This window comes from Shewanella sp. 2_MG-2023, assembly GCF_030548905.1.
Taxonomy (GTDB): domain Bacteria; phylum Pseudomonadota; class Gammaproteobacteria; order Enterobacterales; family Shewanellaceae; genus Shewanella; species Shewanella electrodiphila.
The window spans coordinates 117,046-140,766 of record NZ_JAUOSO010000003.1; the positions used below are offsets into that span (position 1 = coordinate 117,046).

Here is a 23,721-nt window from a genome sequence, read left to right on the forward strand (position 1 = left end):
GTTCATTCTGACCTAAAAAAACCACTGTTTAGCAGTGGTTTTTTTATAACTATAAAATATCAATCTTAAGTCGTAATTAATATTGATATTAAATGCAGTTAGATATATTCAACCGCAGTAATTTCATACTCAGCTGTGCCGCCTGGCGTAGTGATAGCCACTTCGTCATCAACACTTTTGCCAATCAGTCCGCGAGCAATAGGAGAATTAACTGAAATTAAATTCTCTTTGATGTTCGCTTCATCGTCACCAACAATGCGATAAGTCGATTCAGCATCAGTATCAACATTTAAAATTGTCACTGTAGTACCAAAAATCACACGGCCAGAATTTGGCATTGAAGTCACATCGATGATTTGAGCGTTCGATAACTTGCCTTCAATATCGCGAATACGAGCTTCACAAATACCTTGTTCTTCACGTGCTGCATGATACTCAGCATTTTCTTTTAAATCGCCTAATTCACGCGCTTCAGCAATTGCAGAAGTAATTGACGGGCGACGCTCAAATTTTAATTCATCTAATTCTTTACGAAGCTGCTCAGCTCCAATAATCGTCATAGGGACGGTATTCATAATGTCTTATGTCTCCTTTAAAAACAAAAGCACCCCGTGCCAACCTAAGTCAGCACAGTTAAATCTCGATTAATTCGCATAGCGCACGATCTTTACAACATAAATGTTTTAATGATGTGGTGTCTTGCGTTGAGGATGCATCTAATGATGATGGTCTAAGCTTACATAAGCTTGAGTTTAGTTACTAGTGACTGTCAAAAAATAGTAATAAAAAAGGCTGCACGAATGCAGCCTTTTTAATCAAATCAGCAATAAATTAATCAAAATTAATTTTTAGCGATTCTTTCATGTAGTTCTTGTACAGAACTCACGTTATTTCTGTCATCAGCCGAATGCGCCATACAAGTAGCAAAGGCAGCATTTAGCGTCGTTGTGTAGTTCACTTTGTAACGTAGTGCACCACGACGAATTTGACGAGAATCTTCAATCGCTTGACGCCCTTCTGTCGTATTGATGATGTAAGTGTATTCACCATTCTTAATACGGTCGAGAATATGTGGACGGCCTTCGTGTACCTTATTAACGAGACGAGGATTAATCCCCGCTTCGCCTAGAATAACTGCAGTACCGTGAGTTGCGTCAATTTGATAACCCAACTCAATTAGCTCAGCAGCAAGTTCAGCGACGCGTGCTTTATCACTGTTACGCACAGAAATTAATGCACGGCCTGACTTAGGCACTTCAGCTGTAGCACCAAGCTGCGCTTTAGCATAGGCTTCAGCGAATGTGTCACCCACACCCATTACTTCACCCGTTGAGCGCATTTCTGGGCCAAGCATTGGGTCAACACCTGGGAACTTGTTAAATGGCAAGACCACTTCTTTCACTGAGAAATATGGTGGGATCACTTCTTTAGTAAAGTTTTGCGACGTTAAGCTTTGACCCGCCATAACACGAGCAGCAATCATCGCTAGTGGAATACCAGTTGCTTTAGACACGAATGGCACTGTACGTGCAGCACGCGGATTAACTTCAATCATATAGATTTCGTCATCTTTAACCGCAAACTGAACATTCATCAAACCAATTACGCGTAATTCCATTGCCAATTTAGCAACTTGCTCACGCATACGGTTTTGCACATCTTCACTTAAGCTGTACGGCGGCAGTGAACAACCAGAGTCACCAGAGTGAACGCCGGCTTGCTCAATGTGTTCCATGATTGAACCAACAACCACGATTTCACCATCACAAACAGCATCAATATCAATTTCAATCGCGTTATCTAAGAAGCGATCAAGCAATACTGGAGAAGAATTCGACACGCTAACAGCTTCATTAAAGTAGCGACGTAAATCTTGCTCGTCATAAACGATTTCCATCGCGCGGCCGCCCAGTACATATGATGGACGAACAACTAATGGGTAACCGATACGTGCAGCTGACAGTACCGCACCTTCAACCGTTGTCACAGTATCATTTTCAGGTTGCTTCATTTCAAGACGCTGAATCGCTTGTTGGAAACGTTCACGGTCTTCTGCACGGTCAATAGCATCTGGGCTTGTACCAATAATTGGCACGCCTGCAGCTTCTAAAGCACGAGCAAGTTTAAGTGGTGTTTGGCCACCGTATTGAACAATCACGCCTTTTGGCTTTTCAATACGCACAATTTCAAGTACATCTTCAAACGTAACCGGTTCAAAGTACAAGCGGTCAGATGTATCGTAATCAGTTGATACTGTTTCTGGGTTACAGTTAACCATAATGGTTTCGTAACCGTCTTCACGTAATGCTAATGCAGCGTGAACACAACAGTAATCAAACTCAATACCCTGACCAATTCGGTTAGGGCCGCCGCCAAGAATCATGATTTTGTCGCGCGTTGAAGGCAGAGCTTCACATTCTTCTTCGTACGTTGAATACATGTAAGCGGTATCTGTAGCAAATTCAGCAGCACAAGTATCAACACGCTTATAAACAGGGTGCATACCGTAGCTATCACGAATTTTACGCACTTCAGTTTCACTCACACCCAAGATTTCAGCTAAACGTGAATCGGCAAAACCTTTGCGTTTGAGCTTAAGTAAGAATTCTTGGTTAAGACCAGACATGCCCACTTCTGAAACTTTTGCTTCTTGAGCAATTAAGTCTTCAATTTGAACTAAGAACCAATGGTCAACATTAGTCAGTCTGAAGATTTCATCACGGCTTAGCCCAGCGCGGAATGCATCGGCAATGTACCAAATACGGTCACAACCAGGTTCTTTCAATTCGTGACGAATTTGCTGCATGCTTTCTGGCAAAGAAATATCAACAACAGAATCAAAACCGTTACGACCGACTTCTAAGCCACGCAGTGCTTTCTGTAATGACTCTTGGAAAGTACGGCCAATCGCCATCACTTCACCAACTGACTTCATTTGCGTAGTTAAACGGTCATTAGCGCCAGCAAATTTCTCGAAGTTAAAACGAGGAACTTTAGTCACAACGTAGTCAATTGCAGGTTCGAATGATGCTGGAGTGCGACCGCCAGTAATATCATTCATTAATTCATCAAGCGTGAAGCCTACAGCGAGCTTCGCAGCGATTTTAGCAATCGGGAAACCAGTTGCTTTAGAGGCTAATGCAGATGAGCGAGAAACACGCGGGTTCATCTCAATGATGACCATACGTCCTGTATTTGGACAAATACCAAACTGAACGTTTGAACCGCCGGTCTCAACACCAATTTCACGTAATACTGCTAAAGAAGCATTACGCATTAATTGGTATTCTTTATCGGTCAATGTCTGCGCAGGTGCAACTGTGATTGAATCACCAGTGTGAACGCCCATCGCATCGAAGTTTTCGATAGCACAAACGATAATACAGTTATCGTTGCGGTCACGAACCACTTCCATTTCGTACTCTTTCCAACCAATTAGCGATTCATCAATCAATAATTCGCTAGTTGGAGAAAGCTCAAGACCTTGAGAACAAATATCCTCAAACTCTTCTTTGTTGTATGCGATACCACCGCCACTGCCACCCATGGTGAAAGATGGACGGATAATACAAGGGAAGCCAACTTGGTCTAATACGCCGTGTGCTTCTTCCATTGTATGAGCAATACCAGCACGAGGACATTCAAGACCAATGGCTTTCATTGCAGTATCAAAACGACTACGGTCTTCAGCTTTATCAATTGCGTCAGCTGTCGCACCAATCATTTCAACGTTAAATTCTTTTAGTACGCCTTCAGCTTCTAGCTGAAGCGCACAGTTAAGTGCAGTCTGACCACCCATGGTAGGCAAAATCGCATCAGGTTTTTCTTTAGCGATAATATTGCGAACCACTTCCCAATGAATCGGTTCGATATAAGTTGCATCGGCCATTTCAGGATCGGTCATGATCGTGGCAGGGTTAGAGTTAACTAAGATAACTCGATAACCTTCTTCACGAAGCGCTTTACACGCTTGAGCACCCGAATAGTCAAATTCACACGCTTGACCAATGACAATTGGTCCAGCGCCTAGGATTAGAATACTTTTAATATCAGTACGTTTTGGCATTGCTTCTATCTTCTCCGAGTGACCTAACTATTTAGCGTTTGAACGAGATTGCTCAATCAATTCAATGAAATGATCAAACAGCGGTGACGCATCGGTCGGTCCAGGGCTCGCTTCAGGATGGCCTTGGAAACTAAACGCAGGTTTATCAGTAAGGTGAATACCTTGAAGTGAACCATCAAATAATGACTTGTGTGTCACTTTGATGTTCGCTGGTAGTGTAGCTTCATCAGCAGCAAAACCGTGGTTTTGGCTGGTGATCATCACATTACCTTTCTCAATATCGCTCACAGGGTGGTTAGCACCATGATGACCAAACTTCATTTTCAAGGTTTTAGCCCCTGATGCTAATGCAAGCAACTGGTGACCAAGACAAATACCAAATACTGGAATATCAGTTTTTAGTATTTCTTGAATGGCAGTGATAGCGTAATCACAAGGCTCTGGATCGCCAGGACCATTTGATAGGAAAATCCCATCAGGATTCATCGCTAATACTTCTGCAGCTGATGTTTGGGCTGGTACTACTGTCACATCACAACCACGGTCAACTAACATACGTAAGATGTTACGTTTGATGCCGTAATCGAAAGCGACAACTTTATATTTAAGTTCTGATTCTGGAGTCTCATCAGGTAAACCACCGACTAAACGCCAGCTTGCTTTACGCCATTGATAAGTAGACTCGGTAGTGACTTCTTTTGCTAAGTCCATACCTTTTAAACCAGGGAATGCCTTCGCTGCAGCTAATGCTTTAGCTTCATCGATATCGCCGACCATAATACAGCCGGCTTGCGAACCTTTTTCACGTAAAATACGGGTCAATTTACGTGTATCAATATCCGCGATACCCACAACATTATTCGATTTTAAATAATCGCTTAATGATTGCTGGTTACGAAAGTTGCTGGCTAATAGAGGTAGATCTCTAATGATAAGTCCACAAGCATGAACTGAATCAGATTCTGTATCTTCATCATTCGTACCGGTATTACCAATATGAGGGTAAGTTAAAGTTACGATCTGGCGAGAATATGACGGATCCGTTAAAATCTCTTGATAGCCTGTCATTGAAGTATTAAAAACTACTTCACCAACAGTGAGTCCATCGGCACCAATTGCTGTGCCAGAGAATACGGTTCCATCTTCGAGTACGAGTAAGGCAGACTGTGTCAACGCGACCTCCAAAAAAAAGAGCCAAGCCACTGAAATTATTTGTATTTAATTTTTACAAATCTACCAATTTACGAAATTTTGGCAAATTCCAGCGATTTTATATGAATTAAGTTAAAGCGTCTATGCTTAGTTATTTTATTTTGGGAAAATTTATTTCCAAAAAAAAACCACCGAAGGTGGTTTTTTTAAATATTAATTGAGTCCTAACACTTGCTGCATGTCGTATAAGCCTGAATCCTGATCGGATAACCAATAGGCTGCACGCATGGCACCATTAGCAAATGTCATTCGACTGGTCGCTTTATGAGTTATTTCAACTCGCTCACCGATATCGGCAAACATCACCGTATGGTCGCCAACAATATCACCAGCACGAATAGTAGAAAAACCTATGGTATTTCTATCACGCTCGCCAGTCATACCTTCACGACCATAAACTGCGCACTCTTCAAGATCTCGGCCAAGGGTATCAGCAATCACTTCACCCATTTTTAACGCCGTACCAGAGGGTGCATCCTTTTTAAAACGATGATGCCCTTCAGTGATCTCAATATCAGTGTAATCGCCCATGACTTTCGCGGTTAGCTCTAATAGTTTCAGCGTTAAGTTAACGCCTACAGACATATTAGGAGCAAACACAACAGGTGTTTGCTCAGCAAACGCATTAATCATCTCTTTTTGAGCATGATTAAAACCTGTCGTACCAATCACAATCGCCTTATTATTTTTTGAACACCAATCAAGATGCACAAGCGACGATTCTGGAGAGGTAAAATCAATTAATACATCAAAATGTTCTGATGCTATGTCTAATGAATCTGTAATCGCAACATTCATAGTACCCACGCCAGCCAACTCACCAGCATCAACACCAATCAGTGTAGAACCTGTGCGTTCAACTGCGGCACCTAAATATATCATGTCATGTTGCTTAGCAGCTTCAATCAATGTGCGACCCATACGGCCACTGGCACCAACAACAGCGACTCTTACTTTTGCAGTCATGTCTTTCTCCCAGTGATACAAAAACGCCTAAGTTAAACTTAGGCGTTAATCATTAAACGATTTCTAACAATTCTACTTCAAATACCAACGCCGAGAATGGCGGGATTGAAGCACCAGCACCACGTTCGCCGTAAGCTAAGTGTTGTGGCACGAATAATTTAAGCTTGGTACCAACTGGCATTAGTTGTAATGCTTCAGTCCAACCAGCGATAACACCAGAAACTGGGAATTCAGCTGGCTCGCCACGAGCAACAGAACTATCGAATACTTCACCGTTGATGAAAGTACCGTGGTAATGAGCACGAATTGTTGAATCAAGAGTTGGTTTCTCACCTTCACCTTGAGCGATAACTTCGTACTGAAGACCAGACTCAGTCACAGTAATACCGTCACGTTTAGCATTTTCAGCAAGGAAGTTTTCGCCTTCAGCTGAAGCAGCTGCAGCAGCTTCTTCTTGAGCAGCTTGTAAACGACGGCTGATTTCAGTGAAAGCCACTTGTAAGTCTTCCATTGCAACAGCGCTTTCTTTACCTGCAAACGCATCCGCTAGACCAGCTTGTACTGCAGGGATATCGATACCTTCGAAAGAGTTAGCAGCTAGTTGCTCACCCATTTGACGACCTACACCGTAACTTGCTTGCTGTTCCATTGTGTTGAACTCTGACATAACGTATTTACTCTCAATTCATCAGTTAAAATTTGCGGGGCAGTTTAGCACACTTTATAACGCTATGGGCGCTAATCTGCGATGATAATGACTATTTTTCATTAGCCTTTTTTACATTGTGTTGGGGACTGTTTTTTTGCCGCTTGATATAAAGGGGTCACCTTAGTTTGTAGCGCTTGTAAATCAGATATACGGCTTGAGTGAGATGGATGAGTAGAGAACAATTCCGGCCCTTGCTCACCGCCAGCTTTCGCCATGTTTTGCCATAGAATAACACTCTTGGCTGGATTGAAACCTGCCTTGGCCATTAACTCTAAACCGAGTTCATCCGCTTCACTTTCTTGATCTCGACCAAAAGGTAATAAAATCCCTACCTGCGCGCCAAGTCCTAAGCCTGCCATATACATGTCTTTATTTGAAACACCACCAGCGCCTAGCGCTACATCCGCTAATTGCATGCCAGTATTGGTCATTTGAGCACGAGACACTTGCTCATTACCGTGTCTTGCCAATACATGTGCCACTTCATGCCCAATAACCGTTGCTAGCTGGTCTTCATCGCTTGCAACAGTTAACAGGCCTGTGTACACCCCGATATGACCGCCAGGCAACGCAAAAGCATTGACTTGTTCAGAGTCAAATACCACGACCTCCCATTGCAAGGATTGATCAGGAAGCTCTGCGGTTATCCTGTCAGCAATGCAACTTACGTAAGCGATTTTCTGTTTATCTGTACTGACCTTTTGCTCTTTTTTCATCGCAGCAAACGATTGCCCGCCCATTTCTGTCATTTGTGTTTTATCAAATAACAGTACCTGACTTCGCCCCGTGGGTGACTTTGTCGTTGCACAACCTGCTAATAACACTGGAAGCAGTAATGTCAGAACTAGTTTTTTCATATTACATCCCTTTAAATATCTTGTTCACGCGTTAAGCCTATCTAATTGCAATTATTTTAAACTATTCCACCCGTTGATTGCACCTTTAGCCATTCCACCTTTAGCCAGTTGCAGTTACAGCTACAGTCCATTGCAATATTACAGTCCGCTTTCAAATTCAGTATCAGCGTACCTGCTTCTTACTAAATTGACTGGCACTGCGTTTTTTAGCCGTCCGTCGATTAGCCTGTTTATCTTTAGGCGGCCTTTTACTATTAGGATCGATGGGTTTATCCGTTACGGGAAAGCCTTCGAGTTCACTTACCGGCACGGATAACTGGCTTAATTCGCGAATAGCATTAAGCCTTGGCATTTCAGCATGACATATCAGAGATATTGCACAGCCGCTTAACCCTGCTCGTGCAGTACGACCTATTCGATGAATGTACACAGCTGCTTGCTCGGGTAATTCAAAATTAATCACCACAGGCAATGCGTCAATGTGGATCCCACGAGCCATGACATCGGTTGCCACTAATACCGTTAACTGCTTTGCCTTAAATTGGTTCAAAGTATCTGTACGTAATGCTTGGTCTTTATCGCCATGTAAGGAAGCCGCTGTCAGTTTTGCTTTATGTATCTTCTTACATAAAGCATCAGCGTCACCTTTAGCATTCACAAACACCAACACTTGAGACCAGTTATTACGTTTAATCAGATCAATGACTGCTTTTGCCTTACTGCCCTTATTGATGTGATAAATGGTTTGAGTCATATCTTCAACCGCTGTATTAACCACATTAGCTTCCAGCCTAATAGCATCTCTAGCTAATACCTGCTGAGTAAATTGCAGCAAAGGTTCTGGCATGGTGGCTGAAAACAACAAGGTTTGTCTTGTGGGCATAAGTGCAATAAGTGACTTAATATCGGCGATAAAGCCCATATCTAATAAACGGTCAGCTTCATCTAGCACTAGGTGTTCTAGTGTTGCAAAGTCCACAGCACCTTGATTAACTAATGCCAGTAATCTTCCTGGCGTCGCAACAATCAGACTTGCAGGCGTTGATAAGCGTTCAATTTGTAGTTCTGTATCTTCGCCACCACATACCACCTCTACTCGAAGATCTAAGTCTGCACCTACTCTAGATAAATCCCCAGCCACCTGTGTGGCCAACTCTCGGGTTGGCACAATAACTAAAGCCAATAGTTTCTGGCTCAGTTTCTGAATTGGCTTTTGACTCATACTGTGCAAAATGGGTAAACCAAAAGCGTAGGTTTTACCACTGCCAGTTTGGGCTAATGCCATTACATCCTGCCCTTGGATGATTTTAGGTATTGCCTGCTTTTGAATCTCACTGGGTTTCAACACAGAAGCAGGTAAAGCATCGACGAGTTTAGGGTTAAGTGAAAATGATGAAAACGACATATGATTACGCCTAATTAAACATGTGAACTCATTGAATCACGCTTTTAACAAGTGCTCAATAAGGTGATTTTATTGCAATAAAAAAGGCTGTTTACCATAGGTAATCAGCCTTTCAAAATATCAGCGTAATGTGTTTACAACGATTAACTGTTTAAATCGTGAAAAAACTTTTTAACGCCATCAAAGAAACCTTCAGCTTTAGGGCTATGTTTCTTAGATTCGCCTGTCAACGTTGCTTCGAATTCACGCAGTAATTCTTTTTGCTTTTCATTCAGGTTAACTGGTGTTTCCATCACAACCTTACAAAGCAAATCACCGACTGCATGACTGCGAACTGATTTAACACCTTTACCGCGTAAACGGAACATACGGCCAGTTTGGCTTTCTGCTGGGATCTTTAAGTTCACTTTGCCATCAAGTGTTGGCACTTCAATTTCGCCGCCTAAGGCTGCTTTACTGAATGAGATTGGCACTTCACAATATAAGTTATTGCCATCGCGAACGAAGATATTATGTTCGCGTACCGTCACTTGTACGTATAAATCGCCTGGAGGTGCGCCAAATTCGCCCGCTTCACCTTCACCAGATAAGCGAATACGGTCACCCGTATCAACACCAGCAGGAATTTTAACTGATAATGTTTTGCTCTTCTCAACGCGACCTTCACCATGACATTTCTTACATGGGTCTTTAATGATCTTACCGCGACCATGACAAGTCGGACACGCTTGTTGAACAGCAAAGAACCCTTGGCGCATTTGTACTTGGCCTTGGCCATGACATGTGCCACAAGTCGTTGCAGAGGTGCCTTTTTTAGCGCCGCTGCCATCACAGGTATCACATGATGCGAGTGTAGGGATACGTAACTCTTTTGATAGGCCACGTACCGCTTCTTCAAGCGACAGCTCAAGGTTGTAACGTAAGTCACTGCCTCTAGCTGCTTGACGTTGACCACCGCCACGACGACCGCCACCAAAAATATCACCGAACACATCACCGAAGATATCACCGAAATCGCCAGCGCCACCATGACCACCGCCACCGCGGTTAGGATCAACACCAGCATGACCAAATTGGTCATAAGCGGCTTTTTTATTGGCATCGGTTAGAATTTCGTAAGCTTCTTTAACTTCTTTAAAGCTTGCTTCAGCTTCTTCATCACCTGGATTACGATCCGGGTGAAACTTCATCGCCAAACGTTTATAGGCTTTTTTGACTTCTCGTTCACTAGCATCGCGACCGATACCTAGAACTTCGTAATAATCTCGCTTTGACATAATCTCAGTTTTCTCAAGCAGGTATTGTACGAACGGGCGTTAGAGATTTCTCTCAACGCCCGCCTGAAAGTTAACTAACTAATTAGTTTACTTTTTGTCGTCTTTTACTTCTTCAAACTCAGCATCAACAACGTCATCTTCAGGCTTAGCTTCTTGTGCATCTTGTGCAGGAGCTTCACCTTGTTGCGCTTGTGCATTCGCTTGAGCAATTTCCATTAACTTAGCTGACGCTTCCATTAATGCTTGAGTTGCTTTATCAATCGCTTCTTTGTCGTTACCTTGAGTTGCGGTATCAACTTCAGCCATTGCAGCTTCAATTTTCTCTTTTTCTTCAGCTGGTAGTGCTTCGCCAGCTTCTTCGATTTGCTTCTTAGTCGCGTGAACCATGCCATCAGCTTGGTTACGCGCTTGAACTAGCTCTTCGAATTTAGCATCTTCGTCAGCATGTGCTTCAGCATCACGTACCATTTGCTCTACTTCTTCGTCACTTAGACCAGAGTTAGCTTTAATAGTGATGTTTTGCGCTTTACCGGTTTTCTTGTCAGTTGCTGATACGTTTAAGATACCATCTGCATCGATATCAAAAGATACTTCAACTTGTGGTTGGCCACGTGGAGCAGGCTCAATACCTTCAAGGTTGAATTGACCTAGAGATTTATTGTAGCTAGCTTGCTTACGCTCACCTTGAAGTACGTGAATCGTTACCGCACTTTGGTTATCTTCAGCAGTTGAGAACGTTTGGCTCGCTTTAGTCGGGATAGTGGTGTTCTTCTCGATAAGCTTAGTCATTACGCTACCCATGGTTTCAATACCAAATGATAGTGGTGTAACGTCAAGTAACAATACATCTTTTACGTCACCAGAAAGAACACCTGCTTGAATTGCCGCGCCTACAGCTACAGCTTCATCAGGGTTAACATCTTTACGTGGCTCTTTACCGAAGAAATCAGTTACTGCAGCCTGTACCTTAGGCATACGAGTTTGACCACCAACAAGAATAACTTCGTTGATATCAGAAACTGATAAGTCAGCATCAGCTAGAGCAACTTTTAGTGGCTCTAAAGAACGTTGAATTAAGTCGTCTACTAAAGACTCTAACTTAGCACGAGTGATTTTAACCACTAAATGCTTAGGACCTGTTGCATCAGCAGTGATGTAAGGTAGGTTAACTTCAGTTTGAGTGGTGCTTGAAAGTTCAATTTTCGCTTTTTCTGCAGCTTCTTTAACACGTTGCATAGCTAGCGGGTCATTACGTAGGTCTAGACCTTGCTCTTTTTTGAACTCATCAGCTAAATAGTTGATTAGACGGTTATCAAAATCTTCACCACCTAAGTGAGTGTCACCGTTAGTTGCAAGTACTTCGAAAGTTTGGTCGCCATCGTTGCTATCGATTTCAATGATAGAGATATCGAAAGTACCGCCACCTAAATCGTATACAGCAACAACATTGTCGCCTTGCTTCTTATCGATACCGTAAGCTAATGCAGCAGCAGTTGGTTCGTTGATGATACGTTTAACATCAAGACCAGCAATACGACCAGCATCTTTCGTTGCTTGACGTTGTGAATCGTTAAAGTATGCAGGAACAGTAATAACTGCTTCTGTTACTTCTTCACCTAAGAAGTCTTCTGCAGTCTTTTTCATCTTTTTCAAGATTTCAGCAGAAACTTGTGGTGGTGCCATTTTCTTACCGTGAGCTTCAACCCATGCATCACCATTGTCTGTACCAATGATTTTGAACGGCATGATGTCAACATCACGTTGAACTTCGTCATCTTTAAAACGACGACCGATTAAACGCTTAATCGCGAAGAAAGTGTTAGTTGGGTTGGTAACAGCTTGACGTTTAGCTGGTGAACCCACCAATGTTTCATCTTCAGTGTATGCGATGATTGATGATGTAGTACGTTCGCCTTCTGCGTTCTCAATTACGCGAGCTTTGTCGCCATCAAGGACAGCAACACAAGAGTTCGTTGTGCCTAAGTCAATACCAATAATTTTGCCCATGAGGATCTCCGAAATATAAATTTTAGTGTTTCTAAATTTGCTTATGGTTGTTGATATGGGGTCAGGATTTGTAATTTCAAGTCCTAATTTTTTAGCCTCTCATATCAGCCTTACTGCATATATTGGGACAGCGATCTAAATTACAAGGGCGAGATCATAAATTTTATTAAAAATATCTTAAGCAATGAGAAAATAAGTAGTGCATCCACTTTGTATATTGCATACAATCTCGGAAATTATTATGCCTACGTTTTATTTTCAATTAGGAAAGACAGTGTCGAATACTTCTCTAGCTTATATTTATGGCCTATTGGCCGTATTGTTATGGTCAACTGTCGCGACAGCTTTTAAAATAGCGTTGGGTTATTTCACCCCATTACAGTTAGTTTTTGTTGCCGTCATCACCTCTATTTTCGCCTTAGGTATCATTGTTATCGCCCAAGGTAAATTTGGCTTAATCGCTAAGCAATTTATCAAACGCCCTCTCTTTTATTTATTCACTGGCCTATTGAATCCGTTTTTATACTATTACGTATTGTTTGAAGCTTATGATTTATTGCCCGCTCAACAAGCCTTATCCCTGAACTACACATGGGCTATTTTATTACCCATTTTAGCCGTACCTTTACTTGGCCATAAATTAACTAAGATAGATGTACTTGCAGCGATTATTGCGTACAGCGGGGTTTACGTTATTGCTAGCGGCGGGAACCTCACCAGTTTTAATTTTGACAGCCCTACAGGTATCGCATTTGTGTTAAGTAGTACTGTTATTTGGTGCTTTTACTGGGTGATTAATACGAAAGATGACGGCGATGCGATTGTTAGTTTATTACTGAGTTTTTTAATCGGCTTGCCTTTTGTTACAGCCGCAATGATGCTGCACCAACCCATTGAAGCGATCAGTTGGTCAGCGCTCGTGGCTGGGATGTATGTTGGCTTATTTGAAATGGGTTTAACATTCGTGCTTTGGTTAATGGCACTTAAAACCACTGATAAGACCTCCAATATCACCACGCTGGTTTTCCTCACCCCAGTATTATCTGTTGGGTTAATATCTGTCATATTAAAAGAGCATATAACTGTGAGCACTTATATTGGCTTGTGCTTTATATTATCTGGCTTAATGCTACAAAAAATATTGCCAAAACTGCTGCCTAAATTGAATCGTTTCTCAAAAGTAAAATATACCAGTTAGCTGCTAATATATTGCACTATCATGCATATACTCAATAACCTGGTTGTCAGGCAGCAGATTAATTGTTATTAATATGTTACAAGCAAAAAGAAAGCAATGGAGATATTGGCAATGGGAATGCCGCGTTGGAACTTTAGTGATGCCGTCGAAACCAGAATACGTATTACCTGTCTATTGATAACGGTAGGGATTATGGTTTATGAATATTTCAACGGTGACAGTTCAACACAATACCCAGCCATGTATATTTGCGTTTTCATTTTTCCAGCGGTCTATTTTACTAACCGCATTCAAACCAAATACTTCCCATTTATGAAGGAATATGTCCAAGCGACAAGGATTGCTGCAATAATAATGACACTCAGTAGTTTTGCCGTTTGGTGCTATGCCACGTATTTACGTTTATCAATTCCACCTATGCCAAGTCATCTCATTTTTACTCAATAACAGCTAACCTGATACAACATCCCTACTAGCTTGTAGTAAAGCTTACTAATTGGCAGATGGCAGAAAGCAAAAAAGCACCGAAGTGCTTTTTAACTATCAATCACAAACGTTAAGTAATAATCTCAAACATTAAGTATCTATCTCAAACGTTAAGTAAAAAAGAAGCAGACTAACTATCCACGTGCAGTGTAGTCACCTGTTGCTAACCATTTGTATGTGGTTAACGCATCAAGTGCCATTGGTCCACGAGCATGTAACTTCTGCGTACTAACAGCAACTTCAGCGCCTAGTCCAAATTGCGAGCCATCAGTAAAGCGTGTACTTGCATTCACATACACTGCAGCTGAATCGACTTGATTCATAAAATGGCAAGTGGCATTAATATCGTCAGATAAAATCGCTTCAGAGTGACCGCTAGAATGCTGGCGGATATGTTCGATAGCCTGATCAATGTCAGTAACCACTTTTACACCTAAGGTCAGTGATAACCACTCTGTTGAGTAACTCTCATCAGTAGCTGAATGGATTTCAAAGGCTTGAGTATCCACTAAGGTTTTGGTTTTATCACAAGTATAAAAACTGACACCTAATGCTGACATTTGCTTGAATAAGATTGGCAAAAATTCAGCAGCAACATCTTCATGTATCAGTAAAGTATCTAACGCATTACATACTGTTGGGCGCTGAACTTTTGCGTTAATAATCACTTCTGCACTGCGGCTCAGGTCGGCCATTTTATCTAGGTATAAATGACAAATACCAATACCACCTAAGATCACCGGGATACTGGCTTTTTCAGCACATAAACGCTGCAGCGTTTGCCCACCACGCGGGATAATCATATCGACGTATTGATCTAAGGTTAATAAACCAGTTACCAAATCTCTGTCGGTTGAGTTAATGAGTTGAACCGCATTCTCAGGTAAGCCTTGCAAGGTTAATGCTTTACGAATGACGTCGCTTAATACCTGGTTTGAAGTTAGTGTTTCTTTACCGCCACGCAAAATAACTGCGTTACCCGTTTTTAATGCAAGTACTGCGATATCAACTGTCACGTTTGGTCTTGCTTCGTAAATCACTCCCACAACACCTAGTGGCACGCGACGTTGAGTTAAGCGTAAACCGTTATCTAACAGCTGACTGCTTGATTCACTTCCAACGGGATCGGCAAGATTAATCACATTATCAATATCTGCAATTATGCCGCTTAATCTATCGTTATCTAATAACAAGCGGTCAATCATGGCATCTGTTAAACCACTTTCTCTAGCCGCTGCGACATCTTTAGCATTGGCAGTAAGAATAGCTTCGCTGTTAAGTGATAACTGCTCACTAATACAATGTAATAATTCAGATTTCTTTTGACTAGATAAATTCGCTAGGGCAAAACTTGCCGCTTTCGCTTGCTTGCCTAATGTGTGTAAATATTCTTTATGAGGCATGTTTGCTTCCTTTAAATTGTTCGCAGTCTAATAGAACCATATCGTTTCGATGTACTATAGAAGCGCCATAGTCGTAACCAATTAATTCTTCAATTTGGTTAGAATGTTTGCCGGCAATAAGCTTCAGCGCACGTGAACAGTAACGGCTTAAGCCTTTAGCTATTTCATTGCCAGATTGATCGGTCAATAACACAATCGCACCACGCTCGAATTCGCCTTCAACACTGACTATACCTTTCGGTAATAAGCTGCTGCCAGTTTCAACCACCGCATGACATGCACCATCATCAAGTTTAAATCGCCCTTCTGTTGCAGGTCCTACCAAAATCCATTGTTTACGGTAACTTAGTGGGTTTTTAATCGCACTAAAATGAGTGCCAATTGCTTCTTTTTTAGCAATTTTAGTCAGGACTTCTGGATGATGGCCTGAAGCAATTACAACCTCAACACCAGCTCTTTTAGCGATGTCTGCGGCTTCTAATTTAGTCGCCATGCCACCAGTGCCAAGCCCAGATACAGCGCCGCCAGCTAACTGACGTAAGTTGTCGTCAATGGTGGCTACGGTAGTGATTAATTTGGCATTGGGGTTTGATCTCGGATCTGCATCGAACAAACCTTTTTGATCCGTCAGTAGCACTAACAGATCGGCTTCGCATAGCAATGCAGCTCTGGCAGATAAATTATCATTATCCCCCACTTTGATCTCACTAGTCGCAACCGCATCATTTTCATTAATGATTGGAATGATGTTGTTTTCTAACAAGACGTTAATCGTATCGCCTGCATTCATGTATCTTTCAAGATCATGTAAATCAGCGCCAGTAAGCAACAGTTGACCGACATGCAAACCATAAATGCTAAACACTTCACTCCAAGCAAGAATTAACTGACTTTGGCCTACTGCTGCAAGAAGTTGTTTGTTGGGTATGTCATCGGGGAGTTCGGGGTATTGGAGGTGCTCTCGTCCTGCAGCTATTGCGCCTGATGTGCAAAGCACAACTTCAACGCCTGAACGCACTAACGCTGATATTTGTCGCGCTAATTCAACCATGTGCGCTTTATCAAGCTTATTACTGCCTGATGTCAGCACGCTGGTGCCTAATTTTACTACTACCCGCTGGTAAGACATTGGTACCTTTCCAAACAAAACAATTTTAGTGGAAGATTTTTATACCTAATTAGACTAAAGAATAATAGCAATGCTTAACTATGTTAAAAGAAATTCATGACATAGATTATGATCCTGCATAAAAAAGGGCTATGCAATGCATAACCCTTAACAAAAAATCAATAAATCGATTCATTTTAGCTAACAAGATATATTTAATGAAGCCTGTAAAAACAATAGCTGAGGATTAAAATCCAAAGCAAACAAGTAAAATCAACGCAAAAAGTTAACTTAAACCCAACATCTCAACGGTTTAACCATATATAAATTTAACTAAGAATAAGACCGCAATAAATACAATGCCTAGATTCAAATCTTTAAAGCGACCAGTCAATACTTTAATGACAGCGTAAGAGATAAATCCAAAGCCAATTGCGTTAGCAATAGAAAAAGTCAGTGGCATCAGTAAACAAACAATCACCACAGGCGCAGCTTCAGTGAGGTCTTCCCATTCAACATTCACCAAACCAGACATCATCAAAATAGCCACATAAAATAATGCACCGCTTGTTGCATACGCAGGCACCATACCCGCGAGTGGCGCAAAGAATAATGCAAGGATAAATAAAATACCGACCACAACCGCTGTTAATCCAGTTCTGCCACCAGCGCTCACACCCGCAGTACTTTCAATATAACTGGTTGTTGTAGAGGTACCTAAGCTCGCACCTGCAATAGTTGCCAAACTATCAGCACTTAATGCACGCTTCACTCTCGGTAAACGGCCTTGTTCATCTAAGAAACCACCGCGTTGAGCCACTGCAACTAATGTCCCTGAAGTATCAAAGAGATCGACAAATAAGAAAGCAAATATCACTGAAATCATGCTGATTTCTAATACGCTAGATAAGTCCATTTTCATGAAAGTGGGCGCAATAGATGGCGGCATTGATACAATGCCATTATAACTAACGTCGCCAAACGCTAACCCCAGCGCTGTGACGATAAAAATACTTAAAATTACTGAAGCTTTTAACCCTCGCTGAACCATAGCAATAATTAAAAAGAAACCGAGTGCAGCCATCACAGCTGGAAATGCCGTAATGTCGCCCATGGTCACTAAGGTTGCAGGACTTGCGACAACAATGCCTGCAGCCTTAAGGCCAATAAAGGCAAGGAATAAACCAATACCAGCAGCAATACCCAAACGTAAACTCATCGGAATACTATTGACAATCCACTCTCTAATTTTCACTAAAGACAGAATAAGGAAACAAATACCCGACATGAATACCGCACCTAGTGCCGTTTCCCAGCTATAGCCCATTTCACCAACAACGGTGTAAGTGAAAAAAGCATTTAATCCCATTCCAGGTGCCAACGCGATTGGATAGTTGGCAACAAAGCCCATCACTAAACAACCTACTGCAGCCGCTAAACATGTCGCCACAAAAACAGCGCCTTGATCCATGCCCGCATCCGCCAACATCATCGGATTAACAAAAATGATATAGGCCATGGTTAAAAAGGTCGTGATACCTGCAACCACTTCTTGTTTTATATTTGATTGATTCTCTTTGAGTTTGAACAGTTTCTCTAACATGAAACTTTAATCCTTGAAAAAGGGAATGGAACGGCTGTTGTCACGCCTTACTTGATCAACTCACTATGATAAGGAACTGATACAGGTGACATTTAAGTGACAAGGATTATAGGTATTTATAGGGAGCTTAACCATATTCACAATATAAACACTCATATTCGCTAGCAAGACAATTTAATAAACTGATTACTGAGGAAAACGTGAAATACAGGTAAAAAAAAGCCTACTCAATGAGTAGGCTGACAAGTTTAATCGTTTTCCGTTATGGGGATAGGAAAACTGAATCACCATTAAGTGATAAAACTTCAAAATAAACTAGCAATAGAGAACTAGCTTATTGTTGTCTAAGATCGCCGTGAGGCGACAGAAAAAAGGGTTGATACGGGTAAAACTTCAATCAAGGATGGGTTAGCCCTTGAATGTCATGGCATATAAACCACCTGATAAAGCATCTGAACTTAACCAAGTGTTTTGCCAATAAATATATTGATTGCCTGTATAAGACATAGTACATACTCCAAATAAAGTTGTTTAAAACCTAGTCTTGCTGGGCTCGGTTCCTTGGAACTTACTTTTCTCAATCCATTGAGACAACTTACTTACTCGATTCCTTGGAGACTTTATCCTTCCTGGATGAACTAGAATTGAAAAGCACCGTGCTCTTCAACGAGATAAATAATACCAAAATGTAATTTTATTACAAGTATTATTTAAATTTATTTTAAATATAGCTAAAAAAGTAACTAAATTACATTTGCATGACTATATAAATACAAGCAGCTTTGTTACTTTCGCAACAAAGCTACTATATATTGTGCTCGGTTATTTTTTAAGCTACTAGAAGCTTACTTTATCGCATTTTGTAATAAAGTTACCAAAGGTGATGCCGTCGGTTTTCCATACAAAGGGTGCCCTTCCGTTGCACTACCCGCAATGTCGATATGGGCAAATGGTAGCGGTGCAGCACTGTGACTGCCATGGTCGCCTAAACCTGAGGCATTAATAAGGAAAGCTGCTGGGTATTGATGACCACGGGCAGTAATGGCTGATGGACCATTATTAGATGACAGTAACTCACCTTGACCAGAAATGTTATTTACCTTAGCGAAATCATCATGACGTAAACGAGACAACTCAACCGATTCACCCCATAACTCAGCGACATCAGCAATTCCAGCGCCAATGCCCTGTGCTTTTGACACCGCATTTTCTACCACTGCAGTGTAACCACCGTAACAGCGCACCACATGGCCAGTTAAGGTAGCCACTGAAAATAATTGAGGATTAACTGCAGATGTGGCTTTTATTCTTAAATGCGATAATAAATCAGCGAGTACTAAACGCCCTTCTGCATCAGTATTACCAATTCTTACGCGCACACCTGCGTGGCTATTGATGATTTCATCAGGTACAAACGCATCACTACCAATGCTATTTCTGACTAAACCTAATTCTGCGATAACCCGAATACCTTTGGGTTTTAATAGAGATAAGGTTTTCATTAAGCCTGCAACTGCTGCAGCGCCGCCCTTATCACGGCTCATCCCAGCCATACCGCCAGCGACTTTGATATCTGCACCACCGGTATCGTATATAACCCCTTTACCAGCGAATAAAAATGTCTTCTCTATTTCACCTTCGCCAACGTATTCAACCTTTACAACACGAGGCTGATGCCTAGGTACACAAAATGATGCTCGACCAACTGCGCATAATAGCGGGTAGTCTCGTTCTAGCTCTTCTTGCTCATCCACCACTGAAACTGATAAACCACTGCCGTTAAAAGCATCGACACAATAATCAGCAAATGCAGGAGCTGCCATTCTTTCAGGTTCCGTGCCACATAAGTCACGAGCCAGCACCTTACCCGCTTCAACAGCATTGAGTAATTCACTGCAAGATTGAGTTACCAATAAACCAATCGCTGTCATTGCAGGCAATGTCTGTTCAGCTTCTCGGTACTCAAGGGATTGCCATAACTCTTGACCACATGCTAATGCCGAGACCTGTTGCGCATATTGATAACGCGTATCGCTATGTTGGCTTACCACCAATAATGGTTTTACCGCACCAGCAGCTTTTGCAATCGCAATCCCCTCACGTGCTGCCTTAGCAAACACAGTTACATCACTGTATTCGTTTTTTGCATTGAGCACTGGCGACACAATCAAACGCCCGCCAGCTAAACCTGGCGCTAATAATAAGGTTGCGGTTTTACCAATTCTTTGATCAATTTGTTTGGCATGATTTGCCAGTAATTTGATTTCATCTTGTGCGATGACATCTAAATCTGAAGCAACAACAATAACGGCATCCCAGCCATTACCTTCGAAAATCGCATCATCACTTTGAACGTCTACTAGATCCACTTGAAACATGAGCCTTCCTTTTTAATCATTTTTATTTAGCTATGAACAGTTTGCCATTAAGCATTAAATAATAGCCAGTTTGCGCGGCCTAAGTATATAAATTTCAAATGACGACAGGGTTAATATTTATTTACATATATTTGCTATAACACAAACAATCAAATCGCCTCAGATCACAGTCTAACAGGCTTGATATGCTAGACTGTTTGCCATCTATTCCCACCTCAAAAACAATAAGGGAGTCTTCGTGACAGCGATCAATCAATTATATCCTCAGCCTTTATGGCAATGGTTTGAACAAATTTGTTCAATTCCACATCCATCAAAATTCGAACAAGCATTAAGTGAACACATACAACAGTGGGCTAAGTCAAAAAACTTAAGCGTTGTAGAAGATAAAGTGGGCAACCTCATCATTAAAAAACCCGCTTTTCCTGGCATGGAAAACCGCAAGGTTGTAGTTCTTCAGGCTCATATTGATATGGTTCCGCAAAAGAATGCTGATAAAGAGCATGATTTTGAAAAAGATCCGATTGAAGCTTATGTTGATGGTGAGTGGGTAAAAGCTAACGGTACAACGTTAGGTTCTGATAATGGTATTGGTATGGCTTCTGCTCTAGCAGTACTTGGCGCTGCAGATATCAAGCATGGTCCATTAGAAGTATTACTGACCATTGATGAAGAAGCTGGAATGACTGGCGCTTTTGGTCTAGAAGCAGGCATGCTTGAAGCAGATATTTTAATTAATACTGACTCTGAGCAAGAAGGCGAAATCTACATGGGCTGCGCTGGCGGTGTTGACGCTCAGTTAAGTGTGCCAATGTCATGGCAAGCTCCTGAGCAAACTAATGCCAGCTTTAACCTAACTTTATCTGGACTAAAAGGTGGCCATTCAGGTGTAAACATCCACTTAGGTCGTGGTAATGCAAACAAGTTACTAGCACGCTTCTTATTTAGCTACGCCGATGAGCTCGCACTTGAGTTAGTTAACTTTACTGGCGGCTCACTACGTAATGCTATTCCACGTGAAGCCAACATCAGCTTTATGTTGCCTAGTGAAAACCAAACTAAGCTTGAACAAGCCATTACCGAGTTCCAAGCAATAGTGCGTGCAGAGTTATCGATTGCCGATCCTGACATGTTACTCACACTTGCTTCAATCGAGACTCCAGAAAAAGTCATGAGTGAAGATGCACAAAACACCTTGATCGACTTACTTCATGCTTGCCCTAATGGGGTAATGCGTATGAGTGATGAAGTTGAAGGCGTTACTGAAACATCATTGAATACTGGTGTTATTAGTACTGAAAATGAATCTGTTGAAGTGCTTTGCCTTATCCGTTCATTAATCGACTCAGGCCGCGTTGAAATTGAAACACAATTGACAGCACTCGCTAACCTGTCAGGTGCTAGCATCGAGTTATCTGGCGCTTACCCAGGCTGGAAGCCCGACAATAACTCTCCAGTGATGGCAATTGTTCGTGATACTTACAATGACATTTACAAAAAAGATCCAACCATCATGGTAATTCATGCGGGTCTTGAGTGTGGATTATTTAAAGAGCCTTATCCAACAATGGATATGGTTTCTATTGGCCCTACCATTCGTTATCCACATAGCCCTGATGAAATGGTTAACATCACAACCGTTGGCCAATATTGGGAACTGTTATTAGCAGTGCTAGAACGTATTCCGGCTAAAGGTTAATACACTTAATCAGTACAAGACTAAAAGGCTGCCAATGGCAGCCTTTTTATTTGAATGGCGACCTTAAACTCTATTAGAAGTTTAAGTCCAGTTGCTCGCTATGCGTTAATGCCCCTTGAGACTCACTTGTTGAATGGCTAGCATCAGCCACAATATCAGCCAGTCCGACAGAAACACCCACTAATCGTATTCCTCTTCCATTTGACCGCTCTAGGGCTTGTGCCAGTAGGTCTTGAAACATGTTCACTGATATCTCGTCACTGCGATGCTCAATGGTGGTTTGTTTAAAGTCATTAAACTTCAACTTCACCACTTGTTTATGTATTTTTCTATCTTTAGCACTGCGGTTGACTCGAGCCAGCAATTCTTGGATCAACTGCGGCATCACATTATTACATTGCTCAAGAGTAAAAATATCCTGAGCCAGTGTGGTTTCGACTCCCACAGATTTACGAACTCTATTCGGGCTTATCTGACGATTATCGATACCTTGGGCTCGCTCTATTAATACTCGGCCAAATTTACCAAATCCCGCTATCAACTTTTCTTTTGGGTAATGTTGCACATCTTCACAGGTGTTTAAGCCTAATGCAGCTAATTTAGCAGAGGTCACTTTGCCTACGCCGGGAATTTTATTTAAGGTTAACGGTTTTACAAACTCAGCAATGGCACCAGGAGGGATAACATATTGACCATTGGGCTTATTCAAATCTGAAGCAATTTTGGCAAGAAACTTAATCGGTGCCACACCTGCTGATGCAGTCAGCCCAGTGACCTCAAATATTTCCTGGCGAATGGCTTGTGCAATCAAGGTCGCACTGCCCTTACATTGTTCACAATCTGTGACATCGAGGTAGGCTTCATCTAATGACAGTGGCTCGACTAAGTCGGTATAACGGTGGAAAATTTCTCTAATTTGTACAGATACAGATTTATATACATCCATTCGACCGGGGACTAGGGTAAGGTCTGGGCAAAGCTTAAGCGCATGGTAACTCGACATTGCAGAACGTACGCCAAACTCACGAGCCTCATAATTACAGGTGCTAATAACCCCTCTTCGATCGCTTCTTCCACCCACAGCAAGCGGTTTGCCGAGCAGCTCAGGAAAATCGCGCATTTCCACTGCGGCAAAGTAACAATCCATATCGATATGAATAATTTTTCGCATAGACAAAAAACTAAATAGCAAATACACATCCCAATAGTACTGTATATAAAAACAGTACACAAGAAATCAAGCCACCTCAACGTAAAAGAAACGATTACATCCCTATCATTGAATCGATTTCAATTGTTTAAACTCATAAAGTAACAATAAAAATGTTCAATTAATGTCACTAGAAG

The 23,721-nt window shown here is 41.7% G+C and carries 17 protein-coding genes; 3 read left to right on the top strand and 14 right to left on the bottom strand.

Features of this window, described 5'->3' with window-relative positions; all coding sequences use genetic code 11:
- Positions 1–98: 98 nt before the first annotated feature.
- From greA to dnaK, 9 genes are all read right to left on the bottom strand, one after another.
- Complete coding sequence (gene greA / locus Q4600_RS04450) at positions 99–575, bottom strand: transcription elongation factor GreA (RefSeq protein ID WP_102526888.1); 477 nt, start codon at positions 573–575, stop codon at positions 99–101.
- A gap of 266 nt (positions 576–841) precedes the next feature.
- Positions 842–4,066, bottom strand: coding sequence for a carbamoyl-phosphate synthase large subunit (carB, locus tag Q4600_RS04455; RefSeq protein WP_248954916.1), 3,225 nt, complete (start codon positions 4,064–4,066; stop codon positions 842–844).
- A 27-nt stretch (positions 4,067–4,093) separates the two neighbouring features.
- Positions 4,094–5,251: a glutamine-hydrolyzing carbamoyl-phosphate synthase small subunit gene (carA, locus tag Q4600_RS04460; protein WP_102526886.1), complete on the bottom strand. Its 1,158-nt coding sequence runs from the start codon at positions 5,249–5,251 to the stop codon at positions 4,094–4,096.
- Between the two features lie 180 nt (positions 5,252–5,431).
- On the bottom strand, positions 5,432–6,244 hold the full coding sequence (gene dapB / locus Q4600_RS04465) for a 4-hydroxy-tetrahydrodipicolinate reductase (RefSeq protein ID WP_102526885.1): 813 nt from the start codon (positions 6,242–6,244) through the stop codon (positions 5,432–5,434).
- Between the two features lie 52 nt (positions 6,245–6,296).
- Positions 6,297–6,911: an FKBP-type peptidyl-prolyl cis-trans isomerase gene (locus tag Q4600_RS04470; protein WP_102526884.1), complete on the bottom strand. Its 615-nt coding sequence runs from the start codon at positions 6,909–6,911 to the stop codon at positions 6,297–6,299.
- A 101-nt stretch (positions 6,912–7,012) separates the two neighbouring features.
- Positions 7,013–7,810, bottom strand: coding sequence for a M48 family metallopeptidase (locus Q4600_RS04475; RefSeq protein WP_102526883.1), 798 nt, complete (start codon positions 7,808–7,810; stop codon positions 7,013–7,015).
- Positions 7,811–7,973: 163 nt separating this feature from the next.
- Positions 7,974–9,215 carry a DEAD/DEAH box helicase gene (locus tag Q4600_RS04480; RefSeq protein WP_303513134.1) on the bottom strand — a complete coding sequence of 414 codons (1,242 nt, stop codon included), beginning with the start codon at positions 9,213–9,215 and terminating at the stop codon, positions 7,974–7,976.
- Between the two features lie 143 nt (positions 9,216–9,358).
- Complete coding sequence (dnaJ, locus tag Q4600_RS04485) at positions 9,359–10,492, bottom strand: molecular chaperone DnaJ (RefSeq protein ID WP_102526881.1); 1,134 nt, start codon at positions 10,490–10,492, stop codon at positions 9,359–9,361.
- 87 nt (positions 10,493–10,579) lie between these two features.
- Positions 10,580–12,499 carry a molecular chaperone DnaK gene (dnaK, locus tag Q4600_RS04490; RefSeq protein WP_229368967.1) on the bottom strand — a complete coding sequence of 640 codons (1,920 nt, stop codon included), beginning with the start codon at positions 12,497–12,499 and terminating at the stop codon, positions 10,580–10,582.
- 274 nt (positions 12,500–12,773) lie between these two features.
- Here dnaK and Q4600_RS04495 point away from each other — a divergent pair, with 274 nt between their 5' ends.
- Positions 12,774–13,697 carry a DMT family transporter gene (locus tag Q4600_RS04495; protein ID WP_303513139.1) on the top strand — a complete coding sequence of 308 codons (924 nt, stop codon included), beginning with the start codon at positions 12,774–12,776 and terminating at the stop codon, positions 13,695–13,697.
- 96 nt (positions 13,698–13,793) lie between these two features.
- Positions 13,794–14,144 carry a hypothetical protein gene (locus Q4600_RS04500; RefSeq protein WP_229368969.1) on the top strand — a complete coding sequence of 117 codons (351 nt, stop codon included), beginning with the start codon at positions 13,794–13,796 and terminating at the stop codon, positions 14,142–14,144.
- Positions 14,145–14,317: 173 nt separating this feature from the next.
- Here the strand turns inward: Q4600_RS04500 and Q4600_RS04505 are convergent, their stop codons facing one another.
- From Q4600_RS04505 to Q4600_RS04520, 4 genes are all read right to left on the bottom strand, one after another.
- Positions 14,318–15,586: a glutamate-5-semialdehyde dehydrogenase gene (locus tag Q4600_RS04505; RefSeq protein WP_303513142.1), complete on the bottom strand. Its 1,269-nt coding sequence runs from the start codon at positions 15,584–15,586 to the stop codon at positions 14,318–14,320.
- Positions 15,576–16,715 (bottom strand): glutamate 5-kinase, encoded by a 1,140-nt coding sequence (gene proB / locus Q4600_RS04510; protein WP_303513144.1) that lies wholly within the window; start codon positions 16,713–16,715, stop codon positions 15,576–15,578. The genes Q4600_RS04505 and proB overlap by 11 nt, the downstream gene beginning before the upstream one ends.
- 292 nt (positions 16,716–17,007) lie before the next feature.
- On the bottom strand, positions 17,008–18,297 hold the full coding sequence (locus tag Q4600_RS04515) for an NCS2 family permease (protein ID WP_102526876.1): 1,290 nt from the start codon (positions 18,295–18,297) through the stop codon (positions 17,008–17,010).
- Between the two features lie 845 nt (positions 18,298–19,142).
- A complete protein-coding gene (locus Q4600_RS04520) occupies positions 19,143–20,675 on the bottom strand; it encodes a leucyl aminopeptidase family protein (RefSeq protein WP_303513147.1) in 1,533 nt (510 codons plus the stop codon).
- 238 nt (positions 20,676–20,913) lie between these two features.
- Between Q4600_RS04520 and Q4600_RS04525 the strand changes: the two genes are divergently transcribed.
- A complete protein-coding gene (locus tag Q4600_RS04525) occupies positions 20,914–22,374 on the top strand; it encodes an aminoacyl-histidine dipeptidase (protein ID WP_303513148.1) in 1,461 nt (486 codons plus the stop codon).
- Positions 22,375–22,447: 73 nt separating this feature from the next.
- Here the strand turns inward: Q4600_RS04525 and dinB are convergent, their stop codons facing one another.
- Positions 22,448–23,545 carry a DNA polymerase IV gene (gene dinB, locus Q4600_RS04530; RefSeq protein ID WP_102528443.1) on the bottom strand — a complete coding sequence of 366 codons (1,098 nt, stop codon included), beginning with the start codon at positions 23,543–23,545 and terminating at the stop codon, positions 22,448–22,450.
- Positions 23,546–23,721: the final 176 nt, after the last annotated feature.

What these genes read in the sequence shown, in the direction of transcription:
- proB (WP_303513144.1), bottom strand. Translation starts at nt 16,715, where the DNA reads ATGTCTTACCAGCGGGTAGTAGTAAAATTAGGCACCAGCGTGCTGACA.
- greA (WP_102526888.1), bottom strand. Translation starts at nt 575, where the DNA reads ATGAATACCGTCCCTATGACGATTATTGGAGCTGAGCAGCTTCGTAAA.
- Q4600_RS04480 (WP_303513134.1), bottom strand. Translation starts at nt 9,215, where the DNA reads ATGTCGTTTTCATCATTTTCACTTAACCCTAAACTCGTCGATGCTTTA.
- Q4600_RS04470 (WP_102526884.1), bottom strand. Translation starts at nt 6,911, where the DNA reads ATGTCAGAGTTCAACACAATGGAACAGCAAGCAAGTTACGGTGTAGGT.
- dnaK (WP_229368967.1), bottom strand. Translation starts at nt 12,499, where the DNA reads ATGGGCAAAATTATTGGTATTGACTTAGGCACAACGAACTCTTGTGTT.
- Q4600_RS04520 (WP_303513147.1), bottom strand. Translation starts at nt 20,675, where the DNA reads ATGTTTCAAGTGGATCTAGTAGACGTTCAAAGTGATGATGCGATTTTC.
- dinB (WP_102528443.1), bottom strand. Translation starts at nt 23,545, where the DNA reads ATGCGAAAAATTATTCATATCGATATGGATTGTTACTTTGCCGCAGTG.
- Q4600_RS04505 (WP_303513142.1), bottom strand. Translation starts at nt 15,586, where the DNA reads ATGCCTCATAAAGAATATTTACACACATTAGGCAAGCAAGCGAAAGCG.
- dapB (WP_102526885.1), bottom strand. Translation starts at nt 6,244, where the DNA reads ATGACTGCAAAAGTAAGAGTCGCTGTTGTTGGTGCCAGTGGCCGTATG.
- carB (WP_248954916.1), bottom strand. Translation starts at nt 4,066, where the DNA reads ATGCCAAAACGTACTGATATTAAAAGTATTCTAATCCTAGGCGCTGGA.
- Q4600_RS04515 (WP_102526876.1), bottom strand. Translation starts at nt 18,297, where the DNA reads ATGTTAGAGAAACTGTTCAAACTCAAAGAGAATCAATCAAATATAAAA.
- dnaJ (WP_102526881.1), bottom strand. Translation starts at nt 10,492, where the DNA reads ATGTCAAAGCGAGATTATTACGAAGTTCTAGGTATCGGTCGCGATGCT.
- Q4600_RS04475 (WP_102526883.1), bottom strand. Translation starts at nt 7,810, where the DNA reads ATGAAAAAACTAGTTCTGACATTACTGCTTCCAGTGTTATTAGCAGGT.
- Q4600_RS04500 (WP_229368969.1), top strand. Translation starts at nt 13,794, where the DNA reads ATGGAGATATTGGCAATGGGAATGCCGCGTTGGAACTTTAGTGATGCC.